Source organism: Dactylosporangium sp. CS-033363 (assembly GCF_050942475.1).
In the GTDB taxonomy this organism is placed as follows: Bacteria; Actinomycetota; Actinomycetes; order Mycobacteriales; family Micromonosporaceae; genus Dactylosporangium.
On sequence record NZ_CP192032.1, the window covers coordinates 680,150 to 693,166 of the forward strand.

Consider the following 13,017-nt stretch of genomic DNA (forward strand, 5'->3'; position numbering starts at 1 on the left):
ACATGGCAAAGCGGATTGAAGCCCACGGCGTCACCTCGTACTACGGATCGTTCAAGGCGATCGACTCCGTGTCGATGACGATCGAGCCCAAGTCGGTCACCGCCCTGATCGGACCCTCGGGTTGCGGCAAGTCCACGTTCCTGCGGTCGATCAACCGCATGCACGAGGTGCTGCCCAACGCGCGCATCGAGGGCCAGCTCCTGATCGACGGGCAGAACATCTACGACCGCGACGTCGACGTGACGGCCGTGCGCCGGATGATCGGCATGGTGTTCCAGCGGCCGAACCCCTTCCCGACGATGTCGATCTTCGAGAACGTCGTCGCCGGCCTGCGCCTCAACGGCGTGCGCAAGAAGTCGGTGCTGGAAGAGGTCGCGGAGAAGGCGCTGCGCAGCGCCAACCTCTGGAACGAGGTCAAGGACCGGCTGGGCCGCCCCGGCGCGGGCCTGTCCGGCGGTCAGCAGCAGCGGCTGTGCATCGCCCGGACGATCGCGGTCGAGCCGCAGGTCGTGCTGATGGACGAGCCCTGCTCGGCCCTCGACCCGATCTCGACGCTCGCGATCGAGGACCTGATCACCGAGCTGAAGAACCAGTACACGATCGTGATCGTCACGCACAACATGCAGCAGGCGGCCCGTGTCTCGGACCGCACCGGCTTCTTCTCGATCGACAAGACCGGGGAGCCGGGCCGGCTCATCGAGTACGACGACACCGCGAAGATCTTCACCAACCCCTCGGTGAAGAAGACCGAGGACTACATCACCGGCCGCTTCGGCTAGACCGGCGACTCACGCACCAGGGCGGATGGCGTCGGCCGGGTCACGGTCCGGCGCCGCCGCCAGCGCGGCCTCGATGCCGCCGGCCTCCGCGAGCTCCAGCAGCGTGTGACTGGTCGGCGGCAGCATCGTGTACCGCCCGTCGGCCGCCTCGGCCGGCGTGCACCACACGTGGTCGTCGGCCTCGCCGCCCACGTCCCGGGTCACCTGGCCGCTGGGCAGCAGGGCGAGGAAGAAGTACGTGTCGAAGCGCCGGGGCTCGAACTCCGGCGTGACCCAGCGCGACCACGGCGCCAGCAGGTCGCTGCGCAGCACGAGCCCGTTGCGGCTGAGGAACTCGGCGAAGCCCAGCTCCCGCGCGATCAGCGCCCGCCGCGCCCGCTCCCAGTCCGGCCCGCTCACGTCGCCGACCACGGACTCCGCGTCGGCCCCGGCGAGCAGCACCCCGGACTCCTCGAACACCTCGCGGACGGCCGCGCAGACGACCGAGCGGGCCACCGACTCGTCCAGCTTGAGCCGGGCCGCCCAGTCCGCGGGTGCGGGTCCGGCCCAGCCCGGCAGGACCGCCGCGTCGCGCGGGTCGACCCCGCCGCCCGGGAAGGCGTACATGGAGGCCGCGAAGGCCATCGTGGCCACCCGGCGGATCAGGTACGCCTCGAACGGCTCCCGCAGCAGCACCACCGTGCTCGCCAGCCTCGGCTGCACCGGGACGCCGCCCTCCGCCTCGAAGCGGCGGGCCATCTCGGCCATTTTCGGCGGCAGCTTGTACGAGACCATGAACCTACGTTAAGGGGTGGCCTCGTGCCCGGCGCGACCGTGGGTCCGCCGGCGCTCCTTCATCTCGGCCTCGAACAGGTGGCGGCGGCCCTGGGCGAGCTTGTGCCGCGCGTCCCGCTCCAGGTCGCGGAACACGGTGTAGTACCCGTCGTCGAAGTCCTCGACGATCTGGAAGGTCCAGCGCCCCGGGATCACGTTGCGCCCCAGGAGTTCGGTCTCGATCCGCTCGGCCGTGCCGTCGTGCCCGGCCTCGCGCAGCATGGCCACGGCGTCGTCGAGCATCAGGTCGGCGTGCCCGATGAGCTGGTGGAGGTCGTAGAGGCGGCCGCGGGCCCGCTCGACGGTCTCCAGGGCCTCGCTGAGCTTGCCCAGCGCCTCGACGGTCTTGTCCGAAACGCCCGCCGGACGGCGGTGAGCGGCGTCCGGGCCATCTCCAGGAGAACTGTTCACCTGCCTAAGCTACGGCCATGACTGATCGCATCCGCTGGGGGATTCTGTCGACCGGCTCCATCGCCGCCACCTTCGCCGAGGACCTCAAGCTGCTGCCCGACGCCGAGCTGGCCGCGGTCGGCTCGCGCAGCACCGAGTCGGCGGAGCGCTTCGCCGCGGCCCACGGCGTGACCCGGGCCCACGGGAGCTGGCAGGCGCTGGTCGAGGACCCCGAGGTCGACGCGATCTACGTGGCGACCCCGCACAGCGCCCACTACGAGGCCTCGATGCTCGCCCTGCGGGCCGGCAAGGCGGTGCTCTGCGAGAAGCCGTTCACGCTCGCCGTCGAGGAGTCCGAGCAGATGGTGGCCACGGCCCGCGAGCTCGGCGTCTTCCTCATGGAGGCGATGTGGATGCGCTGCATCCCGGCGATCCGGCGGATGGCCGAGCTCGTGCGCGACGGGGCGATCGGCGAGCCGGTCGCGGTGCACGCCGACTTCGGCATGCAGGGGCCGTTCCCGGAGACCTCGCGGCTGCGCGACCGCAAGCTCGGCGGCGGGGCGCTGTACGACGTCGGGATATACCCCGTGACGTTCGCGCACCTGTTCCTCGGCCGGCCCGCCTCGGTGCAGGCCTGGGCCCGGATGAGCAGCGGGGGCGTGGACGAGAACACGGGCATGCTGTTCGGGTACGACTCGGGCGCCGTCGCCGCGCTCACGTGCTCGCTGCTGGGGGACACGGCGCGGACCGGGGTCGTCACCGGCACCCAGGGCCGCATCGACGTCAAGCGCGACTTCTTCCACCCGCACGGCTTCACGCTCTGGCGGGCCGGCGAGACCGAGGAGTTCGACCTGCCGTACGAGGGCAGCGGCTATCAGTTCGAGGCGGCGGAGGTGCACCGCTGCCTGCGCGAGGGCCTGCTGGACAGCCCGCTGGTCCCGCTCGGCGAGACGCTGGACATCCTCCGGCTGCTTGCGGAGGTTTCCGGAATTGTCGGACTTGACTATTCAAGCTGAGGACTGAACGGGGCGGACGCAGCGTTCCGCCCTCACTACCGTGCGGCGTATGGCTCAGGAACTCCGGGCCGACCCGGACGAATTGATCAAGCTGGCCGCCGCCTGCCTGGCCGCGGCCGACACACTGGGCGGGCGCTACCGCTCCGACCACGGCGAGCTGGACCTGCCCGCCGACGCCTTCGGCAACACGGAGGCGGCGGCCGGGCTGGCCCGCACGGCGGCAGCGGTCGGGGCGAACGCCCATCGGGCCGTCTCGGCACACGTCGAAGTCCTCGAAGAGGACGCCGACGCGCTGCTGCAGACGGCCTTCGCGTATCTGGCCGCCGATCGGCAGGCCATGCAGACCGTGGGCAACGCGCGGCGGGCGCCGCTCTAGACCCACACCACACGGGGGAACGACTGATGGTGCAGACGGTAGAGCTGTCCGCCGTCACGGTGGACGACATCTGGGAACTCGCCGCGCGACCCGAGCTGCTCGGGCGGGCGGCCACGACCTGGCGGGCGGTCCGCGCCGACGTGCGCGCCGCCCTGGACGCACTGGAGCAGGCGGCGGGCCCGGTGACCCGCGGCTCCTGGGAGGGCGAGGCCGCGGACGGGTTCCGGCGGCACTTCGCGAAGTACACGGAATGCCTGCACGACCTCGACGCCGTCCTGCTGGACACGTCCGTCGCGCTGGACGGGGCGGCCGCCCTGCTCCGCAACGGCCGGGACCAGCTCGACGCTGCCTTCGGCTTCGCGTCGGGAGTACCGCACCGGCGCGGCGCCGGGACCGTCACGTTCGCGCCGGTCAACGCGGCGCAGGACGCGGCGGTGCGGGCCGGGATCGCCGAGGCGCTGGACATCCGCGCGGACCTGGAGCACGGGCTGGCCGAGCAGCACGGGCGGCTGACCGGCGCGCGGGCGCGCTGGGAGGTGCTCGGGGCGGTCTGGGCCATGGTCATCGGCCGGACGGCGCCGGGCTGGGTGCCGCCCCCACCGGCGCCCGGGATCGACGCGCGGCTGGTCGGCGACCTGTTCGTGGTGCAGGCGACCGGTGGCGCGGACCGCGTCGAGGTCGAGGACGGCCACGTGGTCGTCAACGGCGTGCGGCTGATCGTCCCGCCCGGGGCCCGGCTGGTGCTGCGGACCGGGGCCGGCGACGACACGGTCCAGTCCACCGCGCAAACGGGCATGACCGTGCTCGGCGGCGACGGGGACGACCGGCTGACCGGCGGCCGGGGCGACGACGTGCTCGTGGCGGGCCTGGGCGTGGACACGGTGACCGGCGGGGCGGGCGCGGACCGCGTCAGCCTCGGGGTCCTGGCGCCCACCGGCCGGAAGGTGCCGGAGGACGCCGCCGAGCACGCCGACCTGGGCGACGGCGACGACCGGCTGTGGGGCAGCTACGGCTCCGACGACGTGACCGGCGGGGGCGGGGCGGACCTGCTCTTCGGTACCGACGGCGAGAACCGCATGTCCGGCGGCGACGGCGACGACGTGCTGGCCGGCGGCGGGGGTCGCGACCGCCTGCTCGGCGGGGCCGGCTTCGACCGCCTGGCCGGCGGCGACGGGCAGGACTACCTCGACGGCGGCGACGGGGACGACCGGCTCGACGGCGGCCGCGGCGACGACACGCTCTACGGGCTGGGCGGCTCCGACCAGCTGCGCGGCGGCCAGGGTGACGACTACCTCGAGGGCGGCGAGGGGGCCGACCTGGTGGCCGGGGACGACGGCGCGGACGTGGTCTCCGGCGGCCAGGGCGACGACCAGCTCGACGGCGGGGCCGGGGACGACGTGGTGTACTCCGGCGCCGGCCGCGACGCGGTGACCGGGGGCGCCGGGGCCGACGCGCTGTTCGGGCAGGCCGAGGACGCGGTGACCGGGGTCGAGCGGATGGCCCCGGCCGAGACCGCCGACCTGAGCGGGTTCATCGAGGTGGGGGGCGATGCGCAGTACCAGGCGCGGGTGCACGCCGACCTCGACCTGCTCGCCGCCTCGCCCACGGGCCGCGCGATGCTCGAGGACCTGCGGGCTTCCGGACAGCGGCTGTACATCGAGCCGCTCGACGCCCGCAACGGCTTCGCGAACTACCGCGACGGGGTGCCGACCATCCAGTACAACCCGTCCTACGACGACCGCCCGCCGGTCACGACGCTCTTCCACGAGATGGCGCACGTGTACGACTACGAGCGCGGCAACGCCGACCGGAACGACTACAACCAGGCCAGCGGGCCGGACTACCAGTGGAAGGGCGGGCCGGCGGTGAAGAACTTCGAGCGCCAGGCGGTCGGCCTGCCGATCGACGACGACGGCGACCCGGCCACCCCGAACCGGATCGACCCGGGCCACCCGCTGGCCCGGACCGAGAACGGGCTGCGGGGCGAGCTGGGAGTGGGCGAGCGGGAGCGGTACGGCTCACCCTGATTCAGAACAGCGGGTGGGCCAGCAGATAGGTCAGCATCGCGATGACGGCGGCGGCCGGGAACGTCAGGATCCAGGCGATCACGATGTCCCCGGCCACCTGCCAGCGCACCGCCGACAGCCGCTTCGTGGCGCCAACACCCATGATCGCCGAGGTGATGCTCTGCGTGGTGGAGATGGGCAGCCCGAGCTGGGAGGTGGTGAACAGCACGCCGGCCGCGACCGTCTCGGCGGCGAAGCCCTGCGGCGGGTCGAGGTCGATGATCTTGCGGCCGAGGGTGCGGATGATGCGCCAGCCGCCCGAGTACGTGCCCAGGGCCAGCACGGTCGAGCAGGTCAGGAACACCCACTCCGGGATGTCGGTCTTGTCGGCGTGGTAGCCGCCCGTGTAAAGGGCCAGCACGATGATGCCCATGGTCTTGGCGGCGTCCTGCATGCCGTGGCCGATCGCCATCGCCGCCGCCGAGACCGTCTGGGCCCGCCGGAAGCCGCGGCCGAGCACGCGCGGGTGGGCCCGCCGGAACGCCCACATGATGGCGATCATGAACGCGCCGCCGAGCACGAAGCCGACCACCGGCGAGACGACCATCGGCACCAGGACCTTGTCCACGATGCCGGACCAGAGGACCTTCGCGTCGAGGCCGAACCACACGGCGCAGACGGAGGCGCCCACCAGGCCGCCGAACAGGGCGTGCGACGAGGAGGAGGGCATGCCGAAGTACCACGTGACGAGGTTCCAGGCGATGGCCCCGACGACCGCCGCGAAGACGATGCCCAGCCCGCTCATGCCGGTCGGCGGGTCGATGATGCCGCTGCCGACGGTCGCGGCGACGTGGCCACCCAGATGCGCGCCGATGAAGTTGCCGGCCGCGGCCATGAGCAGCCCGGCGCGCGGGGTCAGCGCGCGGGTCGACACCGAGGTGGCGATGGCGTTGGCGGCGTCGTGGAAGCCGTTGGTGTAATCGAAGATCAGCGCCACCAGGATGACGGCGAGAACCCCTGCGAGCTGTGCGCTGATGGCTACGACTCCTTGACCACAATGGTCTCGATCGTGTTGGCCACGTGCTCGAAGGCGTCGCAGGCGGCCTCGAGCTCGTCCACGACCTCCTTCATCTTGAGCACGGTCAGCGCGTCGTACTCGCCGGAGAACAGCCGGACCAGGGCCATGCGGTAGGCGCTGTCACCGTCGTTCTCCAGCCGGTTGCACTCCACCCAGTACGACTCGAGGTCCTTCATCGACTTCAGGCGGGGCATCGCCTCGGCGGTGAGCCGGGACTGCTGGTCGAGCACCTTCACGATCTCGTGGATCTCGCGGGGCAGCGACGGGAGCTTGGTGAGGCCGTAGAGGTACAGGAGGCTGCCCACCGCCTCGAGGTGGTCCATCACGTCGTCGAGCTGCGAGCCGAGGCGGTAGATGTCCTCGCGGTCGAACGGCGTGAGGAAGCTGGAGTTGATCTTCTTGTACAGCTCATGCGTGATCGCGTCGCTGTCGTGCTCGACCTCGACCAGCCGCTCGCTCACCGACTGGACGTCGACGCCCGGGACGGCCAGCTCGGACAGCAGGTCGGTGCCCTTGACGAGGTTCTGCGCCGCACGGCTGAACAGTTCGTAGAACGAATCGTCGCTGGGACGCAGCCTGAACCGCACAGTGAACCTCTTACGTCATCAAGGGGGCGCCGAAACTCCTAAACCGTGAATGCTAAGGCCCTCACCATGCGGCCGTCGCCGTGAGATCCCTCGCACGCTGCTGGTTCATCCCCAGTTCACCGAATATTCGCCTCCGGGGCGGCGTAGCGGACCGGGACCGCCCGGTGCTTGTAGGTGCGCTGGACCGGCCGCCGGAGAAAACGGGCCAGCGCCCCGCGGTGCCGGCTGGCGATCACGTCGACCTCGGCCGCCCGCAGCTCGCTCCAGAACGCGTTGCGCACCCGGCGGGGTGCCTCCGGGACGTCGGCGAAGCGGACCCGGCGCCCGTCGTCGTGCGCGGCCCGCACGAGCGCGCGCAGGATGTGCCGGGCCTCGGCCGGGAACTCGGGCCAGTCCTCCTGCGCGTCGAAGCCGAGCCGGGCCGCGAGCGACTCGGTGACGATCGGCGCGACCCCCACGGGCAGGCCGCCCGGCTCCAGGTCGCTGAAGCGGCCCTCCAGGAACGCGTACCGCTCGTACGCGCCGAGCAGGTCCGCCCGCGACCAGTGCGCCCCGGTGAGCACCACGGTGATCGCGCCCGGGACGACCCGCCCGCCGAGGAACTGGGTCAGGATCGCCGCGTGCGGGCGCAGGAGGAGGTCCAGCGTGTCGTACTCGCGGCCGGTCGCCAGCACGGCGCCGGTCTCCGGGTCGGGTTCCGGCTCGGCCCGCACCATGAGCAGGAACGGCTCGGCCCGCCGGGCGTGCACCCGGCCGAGCGGGTTGCCGGCCACCCGGGCGGCCAGCGGGGCGAGCACCGCCTGCTCGAACGTCGGCGGCGGCTCCCCGGGCGGCATCGCGCAGGTCAGCCGCAGCGTCGGGGTGGTCGTGTCCGGGTCGATCCGCACGCCGACCTCGACCCCGGCGAACCCGGCCCGGGCGGCGGTGGCGGCGGGGTCGATGGGGCCGTCGAGGGCCACGAAGAGCCCGGTGGCGAGGTACGGGCGGCCCCGGCGCACCTTCGACGCGGCGATCGCACCGAGGGCGCCGCAGGTCGCCAGGCCGGCCAGGCCGGTGGCGACGGTCGCCAGGGCATTGTCCATGCCAAAATGGTACTTAACGCACATTTCGTGCGCGGCCACTTTACGTGACGAAACTCAGCCACTCGTGGTACGCCGACCCGAACGGTTCGACCCGCTCGGTGACCGCGCCCATCAGCCAGTCCGCGCTGGCCAGGGCCTGCGTGACGACGTCCGAGGGGTACGCGTAGCGCACCTGGTGCACCGCGAACTCGTCCTCGTCCAGCAGCTCCACCCCGCCGTGGCGCCGCCGGCGCACGTCGAGGTCCAGGTCGATCGCGGTGACCTCGGTCTCGGCCGGCCAGTGCGGCACGCTGGTGATGTCGCAGTAGATCTCGGTCCGGTGTGGCGCGGCGTTGAAGCAGGCGGTCCACCAGGCCTGCCGCGGGAAGAGCAGCACGTGCGGGGACTCCGCGAACCCCTTCGGTGCGGCGCCCTTGAAGATCGCGGTCTGCGGGCCGGCCCCGACCCACACGCCGTGCTCGTCCTCGCCCAGCCACTCCGTCTCGTAGTTCCAGTGGAGCGAGCCGTCGTACTTGCGGTACACGACCCTCACGCGTTTCATGCGCCTCACGGTACCGACCGCGTGTGCCCTCCGTTTCTGTCGTACGCAAGGGGTAGCGTCCCCTCCGTGACCGCCACCCCCAAACCTCGTCGCCCCCGACCGGAAGTGATCGATCTCCTGGCCGCCGCCGTCGGCGCGGTCCCGGACGGGGCCGAGCGCCCCGGCCAGCAGAGCATGGCGAAGGCGATCGAGGCCGCGGTGGAGAAGGAGGAGCACCTGCTGGTGCAGGCGGGGACCGGCACCGGCAAGTCGCTGGCCTACCTGGTGCCCTCGCTGCTGGTCGACGGGCCCGTGGTGATCTCCACGGCCACCCTGGCCCTGCAGTCCCAGCTGGTCGACCACGACCTGCCCCGGCTGGCCGACGCGGTCGAGCCGGCGCTGGGCAAGCGGCCCACGTTCGCGGTGCTGAAGGGCCGCCACCACTACCTCTGCCTGGCCCGGCTGGAGGGCACGAACGCCGACGAGCCCGACGACGGGCTGTTCGACGTGGGAGAGGCCCGGCCGACCAAGTGGCTCGGCGAGGCGGGCCGGCTCGGCAAGCAGATCGAGCGGCTGCGCAAGTGGGCGATGGAGACCGACACCGGCGACCGCGACGAGCTCGACCCGGGCGTGGACGACACGGCCTGGCGGCAGGTCTCGATGCCGGCCCGCGAGTGCGTGGGCGCGCAGCGCTGCCCCTACGGCGCCGAGTGCTTCGCCGAGGCCAGCCGCACCCGGGCCCGCGAGGCCGACATCGTGGTCACCAACCACAGCCTGCTCGCCGTCGACATGCTGACCGGCCGGCAGATCATCCCGCCGCACGAGCTGCTCGTCGTCGACGAGGCGCACGAGCTGGCCGACCGGGTCAGCTCCGCCTCGCAGGCCGAGCTCACCCCGGAGACGCTGGAGCGGACGGCCCGCCGCTGCCGGACCTACGTCGACGACGACGTGGCCGACCGGCTCATGGAGGCCGGCGACGTGCTCACCGTCGCCCTGGCCGAGGTGCCGGCCGGGCGGATCACCGGCGAGCTGCCGACGGTCCTCGCCGAGGCCCTCACGCTGCTCGACGGCGGCGGCCGCAAGGCCCTCGAGGCGATCGGCGAGGTCCGCGCCGACGACGCCGACCCGGTCCGCAAGACCCAGGCCAAGACCATGATCGGCGACCTGGTCAAGATCGCCCAGCGCATGATCGCCAACGCCGAGCACGACGTCACCTGGGTCGAGCGCGACGAGCGCGGCCGCCGCGCCGTGGTCATCGCCCCGCTCTCGGTGGCCGGCACGCTGAGCAGCCACCTGTTCAGCGAGCGCACTGTGGTCGCCACCTCGGCCACCCTCGCCCTCGGCGGCCAGTTCGACACCGTCGCCCGCTCGCTGGGCCTGCCCACCGCCGTCGAGCGCCCGGCCCCCGCGGCCACCCCGGCCGAGCGGGCCCGCGAGGCGGTCGTCCGGGCCGACGAGGCGCGCGACACGGCCGGGCTGGCCTGGAGCTCGCTGGACGTCGGCTCGCCGTTCGACTACCCCAAGCAGGGCATCCTGTACGTTGCGGCGCACCTTCCCAAGCCGCAGACCTCGGGCCTGTCGGAGCCGGCCGCCAACGAGATGGTCGAGCTGGTGCAGGCCCTCGGCGGGCGGGCCCTCGGCCTGTTCTCGTCGCGCAAGGCGGCGGAGCGGGCGGCGGAGGTGCTGCGGGCCCGGACGCCGGGGATCACGATCCTGCTGCAGGGGGAGGAGTCGCTGCCGCTGCTGGTGCGCCGCTTCCGCGAGGACCGCAACAGCTGCCTGCTGGGCGTGATGTCCCTCTGGCAGGGCGTCGACGTCCCGGGCGACGCCTGCCAGCTCGTGATTATCGACCGCCTGCCGTTTCCCCGGCCCGACGAACCGTTGTCGGCCGCTCGGTCGGACGCGGTCCAGGCGGCCGGCGGGTCGGGATTCGCGGCGGTGAGTGTGCCGATCGCGGCAGTGCGTCTGGCCCAAGGGGTCGGCCGACTCATTCGCTCGCGCGGGGACAAGGGTGTGGTGGCCGTGCTGGACTCCCGGTTGCAGCACGCGTCCAGCTACGGGCCGTTCCTGCGGAAGTCACTGCCGCCGTTCTGGTACACGACCAAGCCCGACGTCGTGCGCGCCGCCCTTCGCCGCCTGGCGGCCTCGTAGCGTCAGGACGACGCCGATCAGCAGGAGGCCGCAGGCGATCTGTTCCAGCTTCAGCCAGAGCGGGAACGGGAGCGGGACCGAAACGATGACCGCGATCGCCACGGTCATGACGATGGCGATGATGCGCAGGCGCTTCACGTCGCCGCGGGCGGCCAGCCAGTTGCACACCGCGGCGCTGCCCACGACGATCGTGGCGCGGACCCAGACCGCGTCGTTGACCAGGTCCGGGTGGTGGCGGAGCAGGTAGGCGACGACCAGGGTGGCCAGGCTCAGCAGCAGGTAGGCGGCGATCAGCAGCCGTGGGGTTCGGGTCATGCCTCCAGGCTCGTGAACACCGGCCCTCAACCGCATCGGCGCTGGGGTAGAGCTGCGATCTCCAACCCCGGTTGGATGTCGGCGCCGCGGGATCCGGCTTGAATGGGGGCATGACCTCGCCGGCGCTGGTCGCGCTCGATTCGGCCCGGGCGCAGCGGGCGGCCGTCATCCGCTGGCTGCGGCCGCTCGCCCCGCTGATCATGGGGATCGTCGTCTGGTCGGCCTGCACCCAACAGCCGTCGCCCACGTCCAGCCGGGCGGTGCTGGTGGCGCTGGTGGCGTTCATCGCCGCCGGGGTCGGGGCCGTGGTGTCGATCAATCACACGCGGACGCACATCGGGTTCGTCGGGGCCTTGCTCGCGGCCTCGGCGGCGCTGGTCTGGCTGCAGCCCGACGGGGCCGCCGTGGCCGGGATCTTCGTGGGCATTTCGCTGCTCGCGCCGCTGCTGCGGGGGCATCTCTCGATTCCGATCACCGTGGTCGCGCTGATCTCGCTCGCCGTTGCCGTGAGCTCGGCGCGGAGCGGGGCGATCATCGACGCGCTGCTCGATGCCGTGATGGTCGGGGCGTTCTACGGGATGATGGTCTTCGCGCTGCGGCTGGGGGAGGCCAACCAGCAGGCCGAGCGGCTCGTCGAGGAGCTCGAACGGGGGCGGGCGGCGCAGGCCGAGGCGGCGCGGCTGTCCGAGCGGCAGCACCTCGCGCGGGAGATGCACGATCTGCTGGCCCATTCGCTGTCGGGGCTGATGCTGCAGCTGGAAGGGGCCCGGCTGCTCGCCGCCCGCTCGCCCGACGATCCGCGGCTGCCGGCCGCCATCGAGCGGGCCCAGCAGCTTGGGCGGGCCGGGCTCGACGAGGCGCGGCGGGCCATCGGGCTGCTGCGGGACGACGAGCTGCCCACCCTGGCCGAGCTGGCCAAGGCGTTCGCGCACGACCACGGGGTGCGCTGCGAGTACACGGTCGGGGGCGGCGAGCGGGAACTCGAGTCGCCGGCGCGGCTGGCGGTGTACCGGGTCGCGCAGGAGGCCCTGACGAACGCGGCCCGGCACGCGTCGCCCACGCTGGTCACCGTGCATCTCGAACATCTGGACGGGTCGGTGCGGCTGACCGTGGAGGACTTCGGGCCGCGCGCGGCCACGCCCAGCGCCGGGGCCGGCTACGGGCTGACGGGCATGCGGGAACGGGCGGAGCTGCTCGGCGGTACCCTCGACGCCGCTCCCACCGCGACGGGCTTCCGGGTCACGCTGGAGGTGCCGGCATGACCGTGATCCGCGTGCTGCTCGCCGACGATCAGCGGGTGGTCCGGGAGGGGCTGGCGCTCGTGCTGGGGCTGCTGCCGGACGTCGAGGTGGTCGGGGCGGCCGGCGACGGGGCCGAGGCGGTCGAGCTGGCGGTGCGGCTGCGGCCCGACATCGTGTTGATGGACCTGCGGATGCCGCGCTGCGACGGGGTCGAGGCGACCCGGCGGCTGCGGCAGCGCGCGCCCGAGGTGCGGGTCGTGGTGCTCACCACCTACTCCGACGACCGGTCGGTGCTGGAGGCGCTGCGGGCCGGGGCCAAGGGGTACCTCACCAAGGAGGCCGGCGGCGAGGAGATCCAGGCCGCCCTGCGCCGCGTGCTGGACGACGGGGCCGCGCTCGACCCGGCCGTGCAGCACCACGTGCTCAACGCGCTGACCCAGCCGCCGCCGGTCAAGGCCGACGAGCTGCTGACACCCCGCGAGGTCGAGGTGCTGCGGCTGATCGCGGCCGGGCTGAGCAACGGGGAGATCGCGGCGCGGCTGTTCATCAGCGAGGGTACGGTCAAGAGCCACGTCAACCACCTGCTGGCCAAGATCGGCGGACGGGACCGGGCGCAGGCGGTGGCGTACGCGTACCGCAACGGACTGGCCCCCGGCGAGTAGG

The 13,017-nt window shown here is 72.7% G+C and carries 14 protein-coding genes; 7 read left to right on the forward strand and 7 right to left on the reverse strand.

All coding sequences use genetic code 11. The features are described from left to right. Positions 1-2 precede the first annotated feature (2 nt). Positions 3-779 (forward strand): phosphate ABC transporter ATP-binding protein PstB, encoded by a 777-nt coding sequence (gene pstB, locus ACQPZ4_RS03205; protein ID WP_433055832.1) that lies wholly within the window; start codon positions 3-5, stop codon positions 777-779. Positions 780-788: 9 nt separating this feature from the next. Here pstB and ACQPZ4_RS03210 read toward each other — a convergent pair whose 3' ends face one another. Both ACQPZ4_RS03210 and ACQPZ4_RS03215 read right to left on the reverse strand, forming a co-directional pair. After that, positions 789-1,553 carry an NUDIX hydrolase gene (locus ACQPZ4_RS03210; protein WP_433055835.1) on the reverse strand — a complete coding sequence of 255 codons (765 nt, stop codon included), beginning with the start codon at positions 1,551-1,553 and terminating at the stop codon, positions 789-791. A gap of 9 nt (positions 1,554-1,562) precedes the next feature. After that, positions 1,563-2,003: a hypothetical protein gene (locus tag ACQPZ4_RS03215; RefSeq protein ID WP_433055838.1), complete on the reverse strand. Its 441-nt coding sequence runs from the start codon at positions 2,001-2,003 to the stop codon at positions 1,563-1,565. A gap of 17 nt (positions 2,004-2,020) precedes the next feature. Between ACQPZ4_RS03215 and ACQPZ4_RS03220 the strand changes: the two genes are divergently transcribed. From ACQPZ4_RS03220 to ACQPZ4_RS03230, 3 genes are read left to right on the forward strand one after another with little or no spacing between them, the layout of a single operon-like run. After that, positions 2,021-2,998, forward strand: a complete 978-nt coding sequence (locus ACQPZ4_RS03220) for a Gfo/Idh/MocA family protein (protein WP_433055841.1) — start codon at positions 2,021-2,023, stop codon at positions 2,996-2,998. Between the two features lie 49 nt (positions 2,999-3,047). Beyond that, positions 3,048-3,374 carry a hypothetical protein gene (locus tag ACQPZ4_RS03225; RefSeq protein WP_433055844.1) on the forward strand — a complete coding sequence of 109 codons (327 nt, stop codon included), beginning with the start codon at positions 3,048-3,050 and terminating at the stop codon, positions 3,372-3,374. A gap of 26 nt (positions 3,375-3,400) precedes the next feature. Next, positions 3,401-5,401, forward strand: coding sequence for a M91 family zinc metallopeptidase (locus ACQPZ4_RS03230; RefSeq protein ID WP_433055847.1), 2,001 nt, complete (start codon positions 3,401-3,403; stop codon positions 5,399-5,401). A gap of 1 nt (position 5,402) precedes the next feature. Here the strand turns inward: ACQPZ4_RS03230 and ACQPZ4_RS03235 are convergent, their stop codons facing one another. The 4 genes from ACQPZ4_RS03235 to ACQPZ4_RS03250 all read right to left on the reverse strand — a co-directional run bounded on the left by ACQPZ4_RS03235 (position 5,403) and on the right by ACQPZ4_RS03250 (position 8,668). Next, the gene (locus ACQPZ4_RS03235; protein ID WP_433066206.1) at positions 5,403-6,416 is read right to left on the reverse strand and encodes an anion permease; all 1,014 of its coding nucleotides are present in this window, start codon (positions 6,414-6,416) and stop codon (positions 5,403-5,405) included. Between the two features lie 2 nt (positions 6,417-6,418). Then, on the reverse strand, positions 6,419-7,045 hold the full coding sequence (locus tag ACQPZ4_RS03240) for a DUF47 domain-containing protein (protein ID WP_433055850.1): 627 nt from the start codon (positions 7,043-7,045) through the stop codon (positions 6,419-6,421). A gap of 116 nt (positions 7,046-7,161) precedes the next feature. Beyond that, positions 7,162-8,127: a hypothetical protein gene (locus ACQPZ4_RS03245; protein ID WP_433055853.1), complete on the reverse strand. Its 966-nt coding sequence runs from the start codon at positions 8,125-8,127 to the stop codon at positions 7,162-7,164. Between the two features lie 40 nt (positions 8,128-8,167). Further along, a complete protein-coding gene (locus tag ACQPZ4_RS03250; protein ID WP_433055856.1) occupies positions 8,168-8,668 on the reverse strand; it encodes a DUF402 domain-containing protein in 501 nt (166 codons plus the stop codon). A 174-nt stretch (positions 8,669-8,842) separates the two neighbouring features. Between ACQPZ4_RS03250 and ACQPZ4_RS03255 the strand changes: the two genes are divergently transcribed. After that, positions 8,843-10,798 (forward strand): ATP-dependent DNA helicase, encoded by a 1,956-nt coding sequence (locus tag ACQPZ4_RS03255; RefSeq protein ID WP_433066209.1) that lies wholly within the window; start codon positions 8,843-8,845, stop codon positions 10,796-10,798. On the opposite strand, the gene ACQPZ4_RS03260 is transcribed toward ACQPZ4_RS03255, so the two are convergent. Next, the gene (locus ACQPZ4_RS03260) at positions 10,724-11,113 is read right to left on the reverse strand and encodes a hypothetical protein (protein ID WP_433055859.1); all 390 of its coding nucleotides are present in this window, start codon (positions 11,111-11,113) and stop codon (positions 10,724-10,726) included. The two genes, ACQPZ4_RS03255 and ACQPZ4_RS03260, sit on opposite strands and share 75 nt — an antisense overlap. Before the next feature lie 110 nt (positions 11,114-11,223). Between ACQPZ4_RS03260 and ACQPZ4_RS03265 the strand changes: the two genes are divergently transcribed. Next, positions 11,224-12,375 (forward strand): sensor histidine kinase, encoded by a 1,152-nt coding sequence (locus ACQPZ4_RS03265; protein WP_433055862.1) that lies wholly within the window; start codon positions 11,224-11,226, stop codon positions 12,373-12,375. Next, the gene (locus ACQPZ4_RS03270; protein ID WP_433055865.1) at positions 12,372-13,016 is read left to right on the forward strand and encodes a response regulator; all 645 of its coding nucleotides are present in this window, start codon (positions 12,372-12,374) and stop codon (positions 13,014-13,016) included. Before ACQPZ4_RS03265 ends, ACQPZ4_RS03270 begins: the two co-directional genes overlap by 4 nt. Position 13,017 lies beyond the last annotated feature (1 nt).

What these genes read in the sequence shown, in the direction of transcription:
- pstB (WP_433055832.1), top strand. Translation starts at nt 3, where the DNA reads ATGGCAAAGCGGATTGAAGCCCACGGCGTCACCTCGTACTACGGATCG.
- ACQPZ4_RS03210 (WP_433055835.1), bottom strand. Translation starts at nt 1,553, where the DNA reads ATGGTCTCGTACAAGCTGCCGCCGAAAATGGCCGAGATGGCCCGCCGC.
- ACQPZ4_RS03220 (WP_433055841.1), top strand. Translation starts at nt 2,021, where the DNA reads ATGACTGATCGCATCCGCTGGGGGATTCTGTCGACCGGCTCCATCGCC.
- ACQPZ4_RS03225 (WP_433055844.1), top strand. Translation starts at nt 3,048, where the DNA reads ATGGCTCAGGAACTCCGGGCCGACCCGGACGAATTGATCAAGCTGGCC.
- ACQPZ4_RS03230 (WP_433055847.1), top strand. Translation starts at nt 3,401, where the DNA reads ATGGTGCAGACGGTAGAGCTGTCCGCCGTCACGGTGGACGACATCTGG.
- ACQPZ4_RS03245 (WP_433055853.1), bottom strand. Translation starts at nt 8,127, where the DNA reads ATGGACAATGCCCTGGCGACCGTCGCCACCGGCCTGGCCGGCCTGGCG.
- ACQPZ4_RS03250 (WP_433055856.1), bottom strand. Translation starts at nt 8,668, where the DNA reads ATGAAACGCGTGAGGGTCGTGTACCGCAAGTACGACGGCTCGCTCCAC.
- ACQPZ4_RS03255 (WP_433066209.1), top strand. Translation starts at nt 8,843, where the DNA reads ATGGCGAAGGCGATCGAGGCCGCGGTGGAGAAGGAGGAGCACCTGCTG.
- ACQPZ4_RS03260 (WP_433055859.1), bottom strand. Translation starts at nt 11,113, where the DNA reads ATGACCCGAACCCCACGGCTGCTGATCGCCGCCTACCTGCTGCTGAGC.
- ACQPZ4_RS03265 (WP_433055862.1), top strand. Translation starts at nt 11,224, where the DNA reads ATGACCTCGCCGGCGCTGGTCGCGCTCGATTCGGCCCGGGCGCAGCGG.
- ACQPZ4_RS03270 (WP_433055865.1), top strand. Translation starts at nt 12,372, where the DNA reads ATGACCGTGATCCGCGTGCTGCTCGCCGACGATCAGCGGGTGGTCCGG.